Source organism: Pedobacter sp. MR2016-19 (genome assembly GCF_014947265.1).
Classification (GTDB): Bacteria; Bacteroidota; Bacteroidia; order Sphingobacteriales; family Sphingobacteriaceae; genus Pedobacter.
This window is the reverse complement of record NZ_JADCNK010000019.1, coordinates 36,254-53,531: the sequence shown is the minus strand read 5'-3', so window position 1 is coordinate 53,531 and position 17,278 is coordinate 36,254. Positions and strand designations below refer to the sequence as shown.

The following is a 17,278-nucleotide window of genomic DNA, read 5'->3' as shown; positions in this document are numbered from 1 at the left end:
TTCAAACTTTAAATCATAGTTGTAGATGATTAACATTACTTTACCTGACGGTTCTGTCCGTCAGTACGAAAAGGGCACTTCTGCCCATCAAATCGCATTGTCAATTTCTGAGGGCTTAGCCCGTAACGTATTAGCCGCTGAGGTTAATGGCGAGGTTTGGGATTCAACAAGACCAATCGAATCTGATTCATCAGTGAAATTGTTAACCTGGAATGATACTGCCGGGAAATCAACTTTTTGGCATTCATCAGCCCACTTAATGGCTGAGGCTTTAGAAGCACTTTATCCAGGCACTAAATTTGGTATCGGTCCGGCAATTGAAACTGGTTTCTATTATGATGTAGACTTTGGCGACCGCGAATTTTCTTCGGATGATTTCAAAGCCATTGAAACCAAAATGATCGAACTGGCTAAACAAAAGGAAACTTTTGTGCGCGAAAGTGTAAGTAAGGCTGATGCGGTAAAATACTTCACCGAAAAAGGCGATGAGTATAAATTAGACTTAATTGATGGCCTTGAGGATGGTAAAATTACTTTCTATACCCAGGGTTCATTTACTGATTTATGCCGCGGTCCGCATATTCCGAATACTGGTTTTGTAAAAGCAGTAAAACTGATGAATGTGGCTGGCGCTTACTGGCGAGGTGATGAAACTAAAAAACAGTTAACCCGTATTTATGGGGTAACTTTCCCTAAGGCGAGCGAGCTTACTGAATATCTTTTGATGATTGAGGAAGCAAAAAAACGCGATCACCGTAAATTAGGAAAAGAGCTGGAATTGTTTGCTTTCTCTGAAAAAGTAGGGATGGGCTTACCTTTATGGTTGCCTAAAGGAACTGCTTTGCGCGAACGTTTGGTTAACTTTTTAACCAAAGCACAGGCTAAAGCAGGTTACGAACAGGTTGTTACTCCACATATTGGTCATAAAAACTTATATGTAACTTCCGGACACTGGGAGAAATATGGTAAAGATTCGTTCCAGCCAATTAAAACGCCGCAGGAAGGAGAGGAGTTCTTCTTAAAACCGATGAACTGCCCGCACCACTGTGAGATTTACAAAACAAAACCGCGTTCTTACAAAGATCTTCCGGTTCGTTTTGCTGAGTTTGGTACAGTTTACCGTTATGAACAAAGTGGCGAATTACATGGTTTAACCCGTGTACGTGGCTTTACTCAAGATGATGCACACTTATTCTGCATGCCAGAGCAGGTTAAAGAAGAGTTTAAAAAAGTAATCGATTTAGTGCTTTATGTATTTAAATCATTAGGTTTTGAAAGTTATACTGCTCAAATTTCGTTAAGAGATCCTGATAATAAATCGAAATACATTGGTTCTGACGAGAACTGGAGACTATCTGAAAATGCAATTATCGAAGCAGCTGCAGAAAAAGGCTTAAATACTGTTGTAGAATATGGCGAAGCTGCGTTCTATGGCCCTAAGCTGGATTTTATGGTAAAAGATGCTTTAGGTAGAAAATGGCAATTGGGTACTATCCAGGTTGATTACAATCTGCCAGAGCGTTTCGAATTGGAATATACTGGTAGCGATAACCAGAAGCACAGACCGGTAATGATTCACCGTGCGCCATTTGGTTCATTAGAAAGATTTATTGCCGTTTTAATCGAACATTGTGCCGGAAACTTCCCGTTATGGTTAAGTCCGGAGCAATTTATTATTCTTCCTATTTCAGAAAAATATGAAGAATATGCAAAAAAAGTTTTAGATGAACTAAATAATTCCGATATTCGCGGGCTGATTGACTTTCGTGATGAGAAAATCGGTCGCAAAATACGCGATTCGGAAGTTAAAAAGATCCCATACATGCTCATTATCGGTGATAAAGAAATGGCAGAAGGAAAAGTTTCTGTCCGTAAACATGTTGAGGGAGATTTAGGCGAAATGACGTTGGAAGAGTTCAACAATTTATTAAGAAAAGAAATAACAGTTTAAATTAAAATAGTACAAATTTGGCATTAGGAAGACCAGGATTTAACAGGGGACCACGTCCGCCTTTTAAGAAAAAAGAAGCAGAGCATAACATTAATCAGTATATTAAATCGCCCGAAGTGCGTTTAGCTGGCGATAATGTTGAACCGGGGATTTATCCTTTGGCAAAAGCTTTGGCACTTGCTGATGAACTGGAATTGGATTTGGTAGAAATATCTCCGAATGCCGTACCGCCAGTTTGTAGAATTATTGATTACAGTAAATTTGTTTACGAGCAAAAGAAAAAGCAGAAAGAAATTAAATCTAATGCGAAACAAACTGTAATTAAGGAGATTCGTTTTGGTCCTAACACCAACGACCACGATTTCCAGTTTAAATTAAAGCATGCAGTAAGCTTTTTAGAGAACGGTGAGAAAGTTAGGGCTTATGTGCATTTTAAAGGTAGAGCAATTGTTTACAAGGAGCAGGGAGAGATTTTATTATTAAAATTTGCCCAGGCTTTAGAAGATGTAGGAAAAGTAGAGTTATTACCTAAGTTAGAAGGTAAACGTATGTTCCTTACAGTTGCGCCTAAAGTAGCAAAAAAATAAAAATAGGTTTATAAATTAAAAAACAGGTTATGCCAAAAATGAAAACCAATTCCAGTGCTAAAAAGCGTTTTTCGCTTACTGGAACAGGTAAAATCAAAAGAAACAACGCATACAAAAGTCACATCTTAACAAAGATGAGCACTAAACGTAAACGTGCCTTAGGTCAAACAAGTATCGTATCTGATGCTGATATGGGTAACGTTAAACGTATGCTTTGCATCGGAAAGTAATTTATTAATTCACCAGGTATCAGGCTTTAAGCTTTCGGTTAAACGGAACGCCGCTTACCAAAAAACAACAACAACATGCCACGTTCGGTAAACGCAGTAGCTTCGAGAAGAAGAAGAAAAAAGATCCTTAATTTAGCCAAAGGTTATTGGGGAGCAAGAAGTAAGGTTTATACTGTTGCTAAAAACACAGTAGAAAAAGGTTTGCAATATGCATACCGTGACCGTAAAGTTAAGAAAAGAGAATTCCGCGGATTGTGGATCCAACGTATCAACGCTGGTGCACGTCAACACGGTATTTCTTACTCTCAATTGATCGGTAAACTAGCTTCAAAAGAAATCGGTTTAAACCGTAAAGTATTGGCTGATTTAGCAATGAATCACCCAGAAGCTTTCAAAGCTGTAATTGATGCAGTAAAATAGAAATTTTCGCTTAGGCGATGATCATATTTAAAAAAGGTTCCGATGCAAATCGGAACCTTTTTTTGTTAAACAGACTTACGAGGTCTGCAAGCACTATGCCCATCAGACCTCGTAAGTCTTGCAACGCGAATAATGGAATGATAGCTACTGAAAGTAGTTAAATATGATGGATTTATCCTAAAGCGGTCGTCATCTCGATCCGATAGCTATCGAATGAGCGCAATGGAATGGAGAGACCTATCAAAATAGATTTTGCTTCGCAGAGCCCTTGGGTTCTCGACTTTGTTGTACTCCGCTCGAAATGATGGAGACTTATGGATAGACTTACGAGGTCTATTTGTACATTGCCTATCAGACCTCGTAAGTCTGAAAACGCTTAACCCAAACTATTCGTAAATCTCATTCTGATTCCGCTTTGAAAATTGAGGATAATTTTAAAGATTTCAATCAGTGTTACTTTTTCAATTTTAGTCAAGCTATCAATTTCAATAAAGTTATTGGGAGCAGCCTGGTCATTGATAATGAGACTAGCCTGGTGTTTTAATCTTAAACCCATCAGGTAATAGTACGATTGCGAAAGTTCGGTAAATTGTTTTTCGCTAAAAACACCCAGTTCTTTTAAAGCCTTTAAACGCTCGCCGGTATTTTCTTTCTGAAAAATCCTGTTCTGTAAAGCATAAACCCTGGCTAAGTCTACAATAGGGGTCATGGCTGTTTTAATATCAAAGACTTCTTTTTTATGGATTTTTTGCGTTCTAATATTTCTAAAATAAGTGAGGGGCGGCTCGTAGAGTAAGGCATTTTTTGCCAGGTATACGTAGAATTTTTCGATAGGTTTTTGTAGCTCCTCATCAACAAAAGACCTTAGACTTTCCATAATAGCTAAATCGCCGTAAATTGCCCTGCAATCGAAAAATGCGGCAAATTTTACAGCAGCCTCAGGTAAAGCCTCTTCTATCCAGTTTTTGTAATTATACTTCCAGTGCGAGAGTGAATGCGTCCAGTTAGGGTTGGTGGCCATATAATCACCATCGCAATATACAAAACCCACAAAATTTAATTTATCAGATACCTGGGTAGCAAAGTCTAGAAAATAAGTACGCACCGCTGCTCTATTGTCTTCTCCGGTATCTTCGTAAATAATGGCATTGTCCTGATCGGTTTTTAGGCTAAGCTCTTTTCTCCCTTCGCTACCCAAAACCATAAATACAAATTTTGCAGGTGGTGGTCCTAATTTGGCAATTACCTCCTCAATAATTTTAAAGGAAATGGTATCGGCAATAGTGGTAATAACCTCGTTTACAATTTTCGAATGCACACCTCTGGTCAGTAGCTGAGAAACTATGCCTGGTACTTTCTGCCATTTTAGTTTTAAATCGCTGGTATTTACGGCCGATTTTACCGATTGGATAAAAACTAACGGAGATTCTGCCTGCTCGCTTAACAGGCGATTCCTGCTTAGAAAACCTACGTAATTACCATTATCGTTGACCAATAAATAGCGCGATTTTTTGCTGAACATCATCAATATCGCCTCATAAACATAGGCATCAGGAGTTATGGTGACAATGTCTGTGTCCATTACTTCGTCAATTGGCAAATTTGCATTCAGTTGTCTGGCAATTACGTTATCTCTTAAAGTAATATCGGTTACGAAGCCCAGATAAGCGTCCTGATCATTTTTAATAAATAGGCAGCTGGTTTTCTGTTCAGACATTTTAATTGCAGCTTCAAAAATAGGTGTGCCAGGACTGCAACTCACTATCTTTTTGAAAGTAATGTCTCCAATACGGGCGGTATAAATTTGATCAGCTAGTTTATCTTCCATTAAAAAGTCCCTGTAAAATTCTTTTAAACGAAAATTCTTTTTCCTTTTTCTTCTCCAGGTTAAAAGTATGTTCCTGATGGTACACTGAAGTTAAGCTAATTTTTCCTGTTTTTAGAAGATGAAAGAAAATCCTTGCTGTGTTTATCGTATCAGATAAAGCATTATGGATATTTTCGGGTACTTCATTAAATAAAACGGTATAAAATTTATCCAGTTTTAAATGACTGATCACCGTATTGGTAATATAGGGCGCGCTTGCCTTCATCGTACAGAAAAATGTCAGGTTTTTAAATGTGTTTTCTTTTCCGATGCGGTATAATTCAACATTTACCATGTGATAATCAAGTTCAATAAAGTGTCCGATCACTAAAGGTTTATATTGTTTTATATCTTCAGAAAACTTCAACATTACTTTCTCTCTGTTTTCACCGTGCTTATCCAGGTATTCAGGGGTAATTTTATGGATTTTTAATGCAGCCTTATCAATGGTGAAACCGGTATTTTTAATGTAGTGATTCTCCCGTTTAATTTCCTGATAGGATTGATCATAAATAATCCAGGCAATTTGGACAATATGGGGCCAGTTCTTTTCTTTAGAATAAGGTGCCGTCCAATTTTTAGGCAGGCCTGAAGTTTCGGTATCAACGACGAGGAAGTATGCTTGCAATTTTGAATGGTTAGCGTATAAGATTGATCTATTTCAAAGGTAATTATTTAAGGACATAAACTATAATTATTCACGCATCCTTTCAATAAAGGCGATTTATAATTAATGGGAAATATTTGAAAGGCACTATTTGGTCTTTAGGGGCGACATTTCGAGCGAAGAGCAACGCAGTCGGGAACCCGAAGGCTCTGCGAAACTAACTCTGTTTAGATAGATCTCTCCATTTCGCTGCGCTTCAGTCGAGATGACGATTTTCCTATTTTTATTGTCCCTGAACTTGCGATTTGTTTAATTTCTTATGAAAGAACTAATTACTTATTCGTGATGTCAGATGTTACCATCTGACACCAAATAAGTTTTGGAACTGAAATTCTTTAATTCTAGTTTTTGGTTAATGGATCTAGATTTGTTTATAGTCAGATGGTAACATCTGACTACACAACTAATTCAAATGCCATTATTTACTAATCAGTAAAAACGCTAGTGCGGCTAATACGGAGCCTATTATCGGACCAACAATTGGTATCCAGGCATAACTCCAGTCGCTACTTCCTTTTCCTTTCATTGGGATTAAAAAGTGAACAATCCGTGGTCCTAAATCTCTTGCGGGATTTATGGCATATCCAGTTGTTCCTCCTAAACCCAAACCAATTACCCATACTAAAAATGCTACCGGCATTGCGCCAATTGAGCCTAAGCCAATAGGAGTGGTAACGGTTTCTTTCGTACCCATACTGGCATCTGTAAAATAAAAAATCACAAATATTAAAACGAAAGTGCCGATAATTTCTGATAACAAGTTTGAGGAGACATTTCTGATGGCAGGGGAGGTGGCAAAAGGAGCGGCCTTTAAACCCTGATCATCAGTGGCATCGAAATGGTCTTTGTAAATGAGCCAAACCATAAAAGATCCTGTCATTGCGCCAGCTAACTGTGCCATGATGTAAAATGGAACCAATGCCCAGCTAAAGCCTTTTCCAATAGCAAGTCCGAGGGTTACAACTGGATTTAAGTGTGCTCCGCTATACGGGCCGGCAACAACAACTCCTACAAATACGGCAAGTGCCCAAGCCGTTGTAATCACAATCCAGCCACTGTTATTGCCTTTAGTACCTTTAAGTACTACGTTAGCTACTACACCATTTCCTAAAAGAATCATTAGTGCTGTACCAATAAACTCTGAGAGATATACATTCATTATAAAATTTTAAGCGATTTGTAATTAATTTATAGTTCAATTAACGCAATCTGTAATAAGCATCGAGTTATATAAGGCAAAGATGCTGTCTCATAAATATAGAATTGTCCTCCTGAGTTTGTCGAAGGACCTGCTTTAAATGTCTTACAAGACGTTTCGACAGGTTCAATGTGACAAAATCGATTGAATTACAATTTATGTTACAGCCTCGATAACAGTTATTTATTAGCCCTCTGCATTTACCCTGGCCGCTTTTACAGCCCTGTTCCAGCCTTTTATTCTTTCGCTGTTATCAATTCCTTCCTCAGCAACAAAGGTTCTGTTAATTTTCCATTGCGAACGGATCTGATCGATACTTTCCCAGAAACCGATAGCCAATCCGGCCAGATATGCAGCACCAATAGCAGTAACCTCTGTTACATCTGGTCTGATTACTTTACAGTTTAACAGATCGGCCTGAAACTGCATTAATAAATCGTTGGCCGTAGCACCGCCATCTACGCGGAGTTCGGCAATATTTACGCCTGCATCGGCCTCCATAGCTTTCAAAACATCCATGGTTTGATAGGCAATACTTTCCAGGGCTGCCCTTGCAATATGCGATTTGTTTGTGCCTCTGGTTAATCCTGTTATAGTTCCGCGGGCATGCTGATCCCAGTGTGGAGCACCCAAGCCTGCAAAAGCGGGCACTACATATACACCATCGGTATCTTTTACCTTTTTGGCGAGGGTTTCTACATCTGCAGACCTTGAAATAAAGCCCATTTCGTCCCTAAGCCATTGCACAACCGCACCGCCTATAAAAATACTTCCTTCAAGTGCATAATTAACCTGGCCGTTAATTTGCCAGGCAATGGTGGTTAAGAGATTGTTGGCAGAAATTTTTGGCTTTTCTCCTATATTCATCAGCATGAAACAACCTGTGCCATACGTGTTTTTTACCATGCCGATTTCGGTACACATCTGACCAAAAAGTGCCGATTGCTGATCGCCTGCTATACCTGCAATTGGAATTTTAGCTGCCAGTATTCTTCCGGCAGTTTCGCCATAAACCTCGCTTGATGATTTTACCTCCGGCAGCATTGCTTTTGGAATGGAAAATAATTCGAGCAGTTCTTCATCCCAGTTAAGGGTATGTATATTATAAAGCATGGTACGTGAGGCGTTGGTTACATCGGTAACATGTTTTTCGCCTGCTGTCAATTTCCAGATCAACCAGGTGTCTATGGTGCCGAAAGCCAGTTTTCCTGCTTCAGCCTTTTCGCGTGCTCCTTCTACATTTTCCAAAATCCACCGGGCTTTGGTTGCAGAAAAATAAGCATCGATAATGAGGCCTGTTTTCTCCTGGATTTGACCCGCCAGACCTTTGGCTTTAACTTCGTCGCAATAGGCAGAAGTACGCCTGTCTTGCCAAACTATGGCATTATAAATGGGCATTCCGGTTTCTTTATCCCAAACCACTGTGGTTTCGCGCTGATTGGTAATGCCTATGGCGGAAATATCGTGTACAGTTAGACTGGCTTTTACAATTACTTCGGTAACAACGGCTAATTGTGTCGACCATATTTCCATTGGATCATGCTCCACCCATCCGGCTTTCGGATAAATCTGCGTGAATTCTTTTTGCGCTATGGCAACAATTTCACCGTCGTGGTTAAAAATAATGGCTCTCGAACTTGTGGTTCCCTGATCGATAGACAAGATGTATCTGCTCATAATTAAGAATTTGGTTAGCGGGCTAAAGCTGATTCAGCTATTTCAGGTGCTGAATAATGATAAATATAACCATCTGCTAATTTGTTAAAAGTTTCAATTTGACCGGCCTCCCAGTTTTCATCTGCCGATAGTTCTTTGGCCAGGAGGGAGGCTACCCGTGGCGCCATATCCTTCGCAGCCTGTGCATCAATAAATAATATCCTAAGCCTTCTGCTTAAAATATCCTCTACGGTTTCTGCCATTTCGTTTCGTGCCGACCAAACTACTTCGGCTTCTACAAAAGGAAAAGATGGATGTAACTGCTGATTGAGGCTTGGATTTTGTTTAATTAATGTCTCAATTTTATCTCGGTCTGAGCCATATATCGATAAATGATGATCTTCTTTAATCATTTGGCTTCCATGGATACTGAGATTTTCAGTTACACATGCTTTCGGTTCTAAACCTGCATGAGTAATGGCCAAATCAACCGTTTCTTCAGCCATGCGGCGGTAGGTGGTCCATTTTCCACCGGTTATGGTAATTAATCCCTTTGCGGAAACAATCAGTTTATGATCCCTGCTAATTTCTTTGGTACTATTTCCATCACCATTGGTAGGGGCGGCCAATGGTCGTAAACCAGAGAACACGCTTAAGATATCTTTTTCAAGGGGCATGCGGTTAAAATAGCTTGCCGCAGTACTCATAATAAAATCTACCTCTTCTTTTAAAGCCCGTGGCTCAAGGCTGTGTTCATTTAATGGGGTATCCGTTGTGCCCACAAGCAAATGATTATGCCAGGGAACCGCAAACAATACGCGCCCATCAGAAGTTTTCGGGATCATTAAGGCCGATTTGCTGTTTAAAAAGCTTTTTTCCAATACCACATGCATACCCTGACTTGGGCGAACCATCTTTTTTGAATCGGGATTGTTCATGTGCAGGATATCATCTACAAAAACACCTGTGGCATTAATCACTACTTTGCCTTTAAACTGTGCTTTTAAGCCTGTAATGGTATCTTCTGTTTCAATTCCCGCAACGGTTTCGCCATTTTTTAATAAACCGATTACTTTGGTATAATTTAATAATGTAGCGCCTTTCTCAATGGCTGTTTGAGCAATATTGATCGCTAAACGCGCATCATCAAACTTTCCGTCATAATACCTGATGCTTCCTTTTAACCCCTTCTCTTTGATGCCAGGCATCATACTTAAGGTTTCTTTTTTAGAGAAAAATTTGGATTTTCCGAAACTGTATTTTCCTGCCAGCCAATCGTACAGGGTAAGTCCGGTTAAATATTTTATAATGGAAAACCAATCGTAGCATGGGATCAGGAACGCTTCTTTATGTACTAAATGTTTAGCGTTCTGTTGTAATAATCCACGTTCTTTAAGGGCATGCCTTACCAGTCCAATATCTCCCTGGGCCAGGTAGCGTACACCTCCGTGCACCAGTTTTGTGCTCCGGCTGGATGTTCCTTTTGCATAATCAGCCTGTTCTACCAATAAGGTTTTGTAACCACGGCTGGCCGCATCAAGCGCTGTGCCCAAGCCCGTTGCCCCGCCACCAATGATGATCAAGTCCCAATTTATGTTTTCTGCTACCAGCGGCTGATGTAATCTTTTCATTTTTATATATAAAAGTAATAAAACGAAACAATTCGCAATTATAAGAAATAGTAAGCGAAATAATATAATATGTACGTTAAAAATTTATTAAATATTTGTATAAAATATTTTAAAGCATGTTTTTATTACTAATTTGCAGCACGCTAATTAAATATATTATGATGAATTTGGCTGAGAGGCACCAGTTTATTTTAAGTCGCCTGCAACGTGATCAGTACATCAATGTGGTTGATTTATGTAAGGAACTGAAAGTGTCGTCGGTAACAATAAGAAAGGACTTAAAACTACTTGAAGATAAGAGCCTTCTATTTAGAACACATGGAGGTGCAACCGTAAACAATCCATATACGGTAGATCGTCCGGTTAATGAGAAAGAGAAAATACAATCTACCGAGAAGAATAAAATCGGGATAGCTGCAGCAGCATTGCTGAACGATAACGATTCTATTGTGATTGCATCGGGTACCACAGTGCTTTATTTTGCGAAGAACATTGCACCGGCAACAAACTTAACCGTGGTTACGTCTGCATTAAATGTGGCTTTGGAATTGATGCGCGAGCCGAGTATCGAAGTGATCCAACTGGGTGGGCTGCTGAGAAAAAGTTCTTCCTCAGTAATGGGCGCTTATGCCGAACAGGTTTTACAGGATTTTTATTTCAACAAATTGTTTTTAGGGGTAGATGGCATTGATCTGGATTTCGGATTAACCACCACGAATGCTATGGAGGCGCATTTAAACCGCAAAATGATTGGTGCTTCACAAAAAACAATTGTACTGGCCGATTCTACCAAATTTGGTAAAAGAGGTTTTGGAAAGATATGCGGATTAGAAGAAATTGACCATATTATCACAGATAAAGGAATTTCTGAACAAATTGTAAAACATTTAGAGGGCTTGGGTGTTACTGTAACTATCGTGTAGCGCGTTCCACGCGAACGGTACATCCCAAACATATAATTTGAACATGGAAAAAAAACGAATACACATTTTAGAAGACGATCAGGAGATCAGAAACGTGATTGAAATCCTGCTAAAGGAAGAGGGTTTTGAATTACAGCTTTCCTCATCTTTTGCAGAGCTGAAGAAAAATATCCAGGATGCAATGCCTGATCTTTTCTTATTAGATGTAATGTTACCAGATGGAAACGGAGCAGAAATCTGCGAAGATTTAAAAACGGATATTTTTACCAAACACATTCCGATTATTGTAATGTCTGCACAGAATAATAGCGAGCAAAAAGCGATTGATGCATTTGCGGATGATTACATCAGCAAACCTTTCGATATTTACGACGTTTTGGAACGCATTAATGCGCAGTTGAAAAGAAGTTCAGAAAACCGGACCAAAGTTTAACCGAAACAAAACATAAAAAAAGAGAGAAGCCGGTTAAGCTTCTCTCTTTTTTTGACTAAGATTTTTCTAGTATTCGATTACCACTTTACCAATAGTTTTGCCACTTTCCAATAAACGGTGGGCTTCTTTTAAGTTTTCTACCGTAAATCCCTTCAAGGTTTGATTTAAGGTAGTTTTAAGTGTGCCATTGTTCAATAACTTAGCCAGTTCATTTAAAATGTGATGTTGCTGTTCCATATCATCAGTTTGATACATGGAGCGTGTGTACATCAGCTCCCACGAAAAGGTAACACTTTTGTTTTTTAATTTGTTTAGTGCAATTGGATTGGCCGAGCCTGTTATCGATACAATATGGCCCTGCGGTTTAATCAACTCAACCAGGTCATCCCAATAACTATTCAGGTCTACAAAATCGAGTATAAAATCCACTTCCTTAAAACCTGCTGCACGTACTTCTTCAACCAGGTTTTTATGATTTACCACTACATCGGCCCCCATGGATTTACACCAATCTTTTGTTTCTGGTCGTGAGGCCGTCGTAATCACTTTTAAGCCACTTATTTTCTTCGCCAGTTGTATGGCAATGGAGCCAACGCCGCCTGCACCACCAATAATCAGGATGCTTTTTCCTTTATCTTTTTGCTCACTGATGCGGATGCGGTCGTACAGTGATTCCCAGGCGGTAAGCGCTGTTAACGGCAGGGCGGCTGCTTCGGCGACAGTTAATGTTGTAGGTTTTAAACCTACAATACGTTCATCAATCAACTGGTATTCGGTGTTTGAGCCGCTTCGCGTTAAATCTCCGGCATAATACACTTCGTCTCCGGCTTTAAAAAAGGTAACGCCTGCGCCAACGGCTTCAACTGTGCCAACAGCATCCCAGCCAATTACTTTGGGTGTATCCAGTACCATGTCTTTCGCGCTGTTCTGGCGGATTTTAAAATCAACCGGATTTATGCTGATGGCCTTTATTTTTACGAGCAGGTCGCGTCCTTCTGGTTGCAGAACAGGTGTTTCAAATGTGATAAAACTTTCGTTTTCGCTTATTGGGAGTGAGGTTTTAAATCCTATGGCTTTCATTGCTGATTAATTATTTAGTTAAAGATATTGTTTTTGTATAGCAAATATAAACTGATATAGTTTTGTAAAACGTCGGTTTTTTTTAATCGCAAAAGGAAATGATCCTTAAAGTCATAGAAGCTCATTTGTGAGGTGAAGTATTAACAGGATGCATTAACAAGCATTAACCAAAAAGTGATCGCGCTCATTTTTTGGTTTGAGCCTTATCATCACTGCATCCATTAAAGCAAGGTAGTTTTGCTGTAGAAATTATTTGATCCTTCGCATATCGGGGGGCATTTTACATCAAAAAACACCATGTTACACTCCTTTCATATTCCCGTTTTAGGCCTGGGTTACTCTATTGATACTCCATTAAAAGTTGCCAGGTATGGCATTTCTTCCGTACTCTCTATTGTTGACGATGAACTGGTGGAGCGAATGCGTGCTTATCATTCACAAAACAGATCTGTGGATTTCGAGTCGATTGCTAAAGGTGAAACCGATAGCCGTAGCCGACGCATTACCGCATACCTCAACTTTTTATCTGATTGCATTAACCAGGATTTCAAAGCTTTAAAACAACAGAATTTTACCGAGGGGAATGATATCTGTCGCTATTTCGAACTTTTACCGGATCACTCAAAATTAAAGCATGGTTACGAACTGATGATGGAATATCCTGAAGGGGAAACCAAACAAAGCTTTCAATCCGTACTGAAAAATGCGATGCGTATGGGCAATATTGATGTTAACATTATGGCCAAGGTGGATAAAATGAACTATGTTAATGGCGAATACACTGGTGATGGTAATACGGATGCACTAGCGGCTTTACGTGGTTTTGCAGAAAGTAAACTCAATGCCTCAGTAGTACTTTCCGCAGGAATGAACCCCAAATTATACAGCTATATGGAGCATTTTGCCGACTTTTTTCCAGGCGAAAATGCTTCATTAAAAAAGAGGATTATCTTAAAAGTAAGTGATTTCAGGTCAGCTTTGATCCAGGCCAAATTTTTGGCCAAAAAAGGATTATGGGTATCAGAGTTCAGGATCGAATCCGGGTTAAACTGTGGTGGCCATGCATTTGCCACAGAAGGCTATCTGCTGGGACCGATTCTGGAGGAATTTAAAACTAAAAAAATCGATATGTGTCGCGAACTTTTTGAAATGTATAAGCTTGCATTGATGCAAAAGGGGATTCCAGTCGAAAAGGAACTTAAACAAAAGATCACGGTGCAAGGCGGAATCGGAACCGCGGCAGAACATAAATTTTTGTTGCAACATTACCATCTTGATGCCACAGGCTGGGGAAGTCCTTTTTTATTGGTGCCGGAAGTGACCAATGTAGATGCAGATACCTTATTACAGCTTACCGGCGCAACAGCACAGGATTTTTATTTAAGCAATGCCTCTCCACTGGGGATCCGTTTTAATAATTTTAAGAACAGCACCATAGAACAGCAGCGGACCGAGCGGATTGAAAAGGGCCGGCCCGGAAGTCCATGTACCAAGAAATACCTCTGCAACAATACCGAATTTACCGAAGAGGCCATTTGCACCGCATCGCGTGAATATCAGCACTTAAAGATCAAGAGCCTTAAAACAGCCGGACTGACTGCTGAAGAATACGAAAAGCAATTTAACGAGGTTACCGGAAAAGTATGTCTTTGCGAAGGACTTTGTTCTTCCACTTACCTGAAATACAATATCCTTAAACCCAAAGAAAATAAGGCGGTGGCCATCTGTCCTGGGCCAAACCTGGCCTATTTCTCCGATGTATACTCATTTGATGAGATGGTTGGGCATATTTATGGTAAAATTAACCTCTTGGAGCAGGTAGAGCGGCCGCATGTTTTTATCAAAGAACTTAACCTCTATATCGATTACCTTCAGGAAGATATTAAACAACAGTTGCAGCATTTCAGCGATAAAAAAATGAAACAGTTAAATGGTTTTAAACAGCAGCTGTCGGAAGGAATCAATTATTATAAAAAACTCTTTAGCGAAATGGCAGATCATGCTTCTGATGAGTTTAAGCAATTATATGAACAGTTGGCAAGTTCGAAAAATAAACTAGATACACTGATTGTTGGCTAAGAAAAAAGATCGGTAATACTTTTATCTATATTTACGGAGATATACTTGAAGCATAATGGATAGGTCGAAATTTTTAGATGCAATTATTGAAAACGCTATTGATGGGATTATTACCATTGATGACCGGGGGATTATAGAACATTTAAATCCTGCTGCACTTGAGCTTTTCGGTTATGACAGGGAAGAATTGGTAGGTAAGAACATTTCAGCTCTGATGCCTGAACCCGATCATTCACGTCATGATGGATACCTGTCCAGATACGAACATACTGGGCATAAACACATTATCGGCATCGGGAGGGAGGTTTCTGGCAAGCGTAAAGATGGCTCTGTATTTCCGTTCAGGCTGGGGGTGAGCGAGATCAAATTTAGCGACCGTAAAATTTATACAGGCTTTATCCACGACCTGAGCAAAGAAAAAGCCAACGAAGAGCAGATTAAAAGTTATACTGAAAAACTTGAAGTTAAGATAAAGGAACGTACACAGGACCTGGTTAAGCTGGTGTCGGAACTGGAAATGGCCAAGGAAAATATGCGCGCACTCTTTCAAAAGGAAAAGGAACTGAACCAGCTCAAAACCAGGTTTGTTTCTATGGCCTCGCATGAGTTTAGAACGCCGCTCAGTTCGATTCAGCTTTCAGCATCTCTCATTGATAAATATACCACTAAACAGGATGTGGCCAATGTGGAGAAGCATACCTTAAAAATCAAAAATTCCATCAATAACCTCACTACAATATTAAACGATTTCCTTTCGCTTGAGAAACTCGAGGCCGGAAAAGTGGAGGCTTCGGTGCAAGCATTTAACATCATCAGCTTTGCCGAAGAAATAGCAGAAGAGATGCAAATGATGACCAAACAGAACCAGCATATTATTTACGAGCATACCGGAACAACCGCAGAGGTTTACCTGGATCCGAACCTGTTGAAGAATTGCATCATCAATCTGATTTCAAATTCGATCAAATACAGCGGCGAGGATACGCTCATCCAGTTCAATTCCATTTTAAAGGATGATGAACTGATTTTAGAGGTTAAAGACAATGGGATTGGTATTCCGGCAGCCGATCAGGGCAATCTGTTCGAACCATTTTTCAGGGCACACAATACCGGCGATATTCCGGGAACAGGACTAGGGCTGAACATTGTAAAAAGATATGTTGGCCTGATGAACGGCACGGTAACCTGCAATAGCGAGCAGCATTCGGGTACGGTATTTACACTTACCTTTCCCTTTAAAAATAATTTTATAATTTAAGATCTATCCCATGAACAAGAAAGTTTTAATCATTGAAGATAATGACGACATCAGGGAAAGTACTGCTGAAGTGCTTGATCTGGCAGGTTATAAAACTTTTATGGCTAAACACGGAAAAATCGGTGTTGAAATGGCTGTTAATCATCTACCTGATGTAATTCTGTGCGATATTATGATGCCTGAACTGGATGGATATGGGGTTTTGTACCTGTTGAACAAAAATCCTAAAACGGCCAATATTCCTTTTATTTTCATCACCGCAAAAACGGAGCGTGCAGATATGAGAAAAGGCATGGAAATGGGCGCAGATGATTACCTCACCAAACCCTTTGATGATACGGAACTTTTCAGGGCGATAGAAAGCAGGTTTAAAAAAAAGCAGCAGGCCACTAGTTTTAATTCAACAGAAGGTAATAGTGAAACGGTAATGGATGAACTGCGCAAAAAAGGTAAACCGAGAGCGGTAAACAGCAAACAGATAATTTATATTGAAGGCGATGAACCCACACACCTCTATTACATTAATAAAGGACAGGTGAAAACCTACAAACGTTTTAAAGATGGGAGGGAACTTTCTTCAGGGCTTTACCATGATGGAGACTTTTTTGGTTACGAAAGTTTATGCAATGGCGAGCTATATGCAGAAAATGCCGCAACGCTAACCGAATCAGAAATTATCCATATTCCCAAAGCAGATTTTATGGAATACCTGCTCAGCCACCAGGCCGTATCTAAAACATTTATCGGTCTGTTATCCGGAAATGTGCGTGATAAAGGAAAACAGATGCTCCAGCTGGCCTATTCCTCAGTTAGAAAACGGGTAGCCGAAGCCTTATTACAGGTTGCAACAAAATTTGGAGATGGCACGGCTGATAGCTGCACCATCCGCATCTCCCGCGATGACCTGGCCGCACTGGTGGGTACCGCCAGCGAAACAGTAAGCCGAATGCTGGCTGATTTTAAAGATGAAAAACTGATCGATAAAACCGGTAATGCCATTAATATTTTATCTATCGAAAAACTAAGGAATATTAAACAGTAGCGTTCATTAGTCATTGGTTCACTAGTCATTGGTTTACAGCCCAATTCGTCATTGCTAGGCTGGGTTAGTGGGAGCCGAAGCAATCTCCTGAGAATAAGTTTATTGATGATTAGTTCCCACAGAGATCGTCATTTCGACCGCAGTGGAGAAATCTTTTAACTTAACTCAAAGATTTCTCTATTTTGTTACGCTTCATCCAATAGCTATCAGGTCAAAATGGCTACCAAATTGGTGTGGTGCTTTAAGATTCCCACCT

General features: G+C 39.8%; 15 protein-coding genes. 9 read left to right on the top strand and 6 right to left on the bottom strand.

Going from position 1 to position 17,278, the window contains the following annotated elements:
- Positions 1 to 25 precede the first annotated feature (25 nt).
- The 4 genes from thrS (at position 26) to rplT (ending at position 3,188) form a co-directional block, all read left to right on the top strand.
- Entirely contained in the window at positions 26 to 1,951 is a 1,926-nt protein-coding gene (thrS, locus tag IM793_RS19755) for a threonine--tRNA ligase (protein ID WP_193424322.1), read from the top strand.
- Between the two features lie 17 nt (positions 1,952 to 1,968).
- Positions 1,969 to 2,538, top strand: a complete 570-nt coding sequence (infC, locus tag IM793_RS19750; protein ID WP_056872808.1) for a translation initiation factor IF-3 — start codon at positions 1,969 to 1,971, stop codon at positions 2,536 to 2,538.
- 29 nt (positions 2,539 to 2,567) lie between these two features.
- Positions 2,568 to 2,768, top strand: a complete 201-nt coding sequence (rpmI, locus tag IM793_RS19745) for a 50S ribosomal protein L35 (RefSeq protein ID WP_108198956.1) — start codon at positions 2,568 to 2,570, stop codon at positions 2,766 to 2,768.
- Positions 2,769 to 2,843: 75 nt separating this feature from the next.
- Positions 2,844 to 3,188, top strand: a complete 345-nt coding sequence (rplT, locus tag IM793_RS19740; protein ID WP_025144714.1) for a 50S ribosomal protein L20 — start codon at positions 2,844 to 2,846, stop codon at positions 3,186 to 3,188.
- A 376-nt stretch (positions 3,189 to 3,564) separates the two neighbouring features.
- On the opposite strand, the gene IM793_RS19735 is transcribed toward rplT, so the two are convergent.
- From IM793_RS19735 to IM793_RS19715, 5 genes are all read right to left on the bottom strand, one after another.
- Positions 3,565 to 5,016, bottom strand: coding sequence for a DUF294 nucleotidyltransferase-like domain-containing protein (locus IM793_RS19735; protein WP_193424320.1), 1,452 nt, complete (start codon positions 5,014 to 5,016; stop codon positions 3,565 to 3,567).
- Entirely contained in the window at positions 5,006 to 5,683 is a 678-nt protein-coding gene (locus IM793_RS19730; RefSeq protein WP_193424318.1) for a 3'-5' exonuclease, read from the bottom strand. The genes IM793_RS19735 and IM793_RS19730 overlap by 11 nt, the downstream gene beginning before the upstream one ends.
- Before the next feature lie 457 nt (positions 5,684 to 6,140).
- On the bottom strand, positions 6,141 to 6,881 hold the full coding sequence (locus tag IM793_RS19725; RefSeq protein WP_193424316.1) for an MIP/aquaporin family protein: 741 nt from the start codon (positions 6,879 to 6,881) through the stop codon (positions 6,141 to 6,143).
- Positions 6,882 to 7,106: 225 nt separating this feature from the next.
- Entirely contained in the window at positions 7,107 to 8,597 is a 1,491-nt protein-coding gene (gene glpK, locus IM793_RS19720) for a glycerol kinase GlpK (RefSeq protein ID WP_193424314.1), read from the bottom strand.
- Positions 8,598 to 8,611: 14 nt separating this feature from the next.
- Entirely contained in the window at positions 8,612 to 10,207 is a 1,596-nt protein-coding gene (locus tag IM793_RS19715; RefSeq protein WP_193424313.1) for a glycerol-3-phosphate dehydrogenase/oxidase, read from the bottom strand.
- A 158-nt stretch (positions 10,208 to 10,365) separates the two neighbouring features.
- Between IM793_RS19715 and IM793_RS19710 the strand changes: the two genes are divergently transcribed.
- A complete protein-coding gene (locus IM793_RS19710; protein ID WP_025144720.1) occupies positions 10,366 to 11,130 on the top strand; it encodes a DeoR/GlpR family DNA-binding transcription regulator in 765 nt (254 codons plus the stop codon).
- Positions 11,131 to 11,173: 43 nt separating this feature from the next.
- On the top strand, positions 11,174 to 11,563 hold the full coding sequence (locus tag IM793_RS19705) for a response regulator transcription factor (RefSeq protein ID WP_025144721.1): 390 nt from the start codon (positions 11,174 to 11,176) through the stop codon (positions 11,561 to 11,563).
- A 66-nt stretch (positions 11,564 to 11,629) separates the two neighbouring features.
- Here IM793_RS19705 and IM793_RS19700 read toward each other — a convergent pair whose 3' ends face one another.
- Positions 11,630 to 12,643 carry a zinc-binding alcohol dehydrogenase family protein gene (locus tag IM793_RS19700; RefSeq protein WP_193424312.1) on the bottom strand — a complete coding sequence of 338 codons (1,014 nt, stop codon included), beginning with the start codon at positions 12,641 to 12,643 and terminating at the stop codon, positions 11,630 to 11,632.
- 297 nt (positions 12,644 to 12,940) lie between these two features.
- On the opposite strand from IM793_RS19700, the gene IM793_RS19695 reads away from it, so the two are divergent.
- The 3 genes from IM793_RS19695 to IM793_RS19685 are packed head-to-tail and all read left to right on the top strand — an operon-like array spanning position 12,941 to position 17,022.
- Positions 12,941 to 14,722, top strand: coding sequence for a hypothetical protein (locus IM793_RS19695; RefSeq protein ID WP_193424311.1), 1,782 nt, complete (start codon positions 12,941 to 12,943; stop codon positions 14,720 to 14,722).
- A gap of 55 nt (positions 14,723 to 14,777) precedes the next feature.
- Positions 14,778 to 15,980 carry a PAS domain-containing sensor histidine kinase gene (locus tag IM793_RS19690; RefSeq protein WP_193424310.1) on the top strand — a complete coding sequence of 401 codons (1,203 nt, stop codon included), beginning with the start codon at positions 14,778 to 14,780 and terminating at the stop codon, positions 15,978 to 15,980.
- Positions 15,981 to 15,990: 10 nt separating this feature from the next.
- Positions 15,991 to 17,022, top strand: coding sequence for a response regulator (locus IM793_RS19685; RefSeq protein ID WP_193424309.1), 1,032 nt, complete (start codon positions 15,991 to 15,993; stop codon positions 17,020 to 17,022).
- Positions 17,023 to 17,278: the final 256 nt, after the last annotated feature.